Source organism: Maribacter litoralis (assembly GCF_003075045.1).
GTDB lineage: Bacteria > Bacteroidota > Bacteroidia > Flavobacteriales > Flavobacteriaceae > Maribacter > Maribacter litoralis.
Window position 1 is genome coordinate 1 of sequence record NZ_QCZD01000024.1, and the last position, 684, is coordinate 684.

The window sequence follows — 684 nt, forward strand, 5'->3', positions numbered from 1 at the left end:
CTGTGCCTGAGCGAAGAAACATGTGAAGAAAAGAGCGGTTAAAAGAATAATTGATTTCATAATATTTGTTTTACACTGCTAAAGTACAGGCAAGACCAAACATATTTTGCCGCTCGTCGTCGGTTACCATTTAACTATAGACGAATGGTAATTAGGGTTCGATTATTAATTTGAGCGAACTGTGAATTTCTAGTATATCAGCATAAGAAAACAAGCGTAGTAGCTGTAGGCATTGATGTTGTTTGAGTTTTGTGTTGTAATAAAGCAGACTATAGAGAGAAGTACGATGACTGGCGTACTGTCATTGCATCTTGAGATTGAGATTGAATTTGATTTTTGAACTTGAACTTGAATGTAAAGTAGGTTACGGTAAGAAATGGGGTAGGTGAAGATCGGGGGCGAAAAGGAAATTTGATAATTTTATTAAGAAAGTTTAGCTCTGTTCAATTTCGTAGCGAACTTTAAAGCCTTGATCACTCTGTTGTTTTTATTCTTGTACAACCTTGCAACTTCGATCGTGTTTTCGGTTTCGATAGTCGGAACAACGATATCATTACTTTCAATTGTCTCAACCATCTCTACTTGTACAGTTTCGATCTCTAAAGAAACGTTCTCTTCGTTAGCCTGTGCCTGAGCGAAGAAACATGTGAAGAAAAGAGCGGTTAAAAGAATAATTGATTTCAT

Annotated in this window: 1 protein-coding gene; it reads right to left on the reverse strand. The window is 36.4% G+C overall.

Annotated features, from left to right (window positions below; genetic code table 11):
* Positions 1-423: 423 nt before the first annotated feature.
* Positions 424-684: hypothetical protein (locus DCS95_RS20115; RefSeq protein ID WP_116772581.1), on the reverse strand; the 261-nt coding region annotated here is incomplete at its 5' end.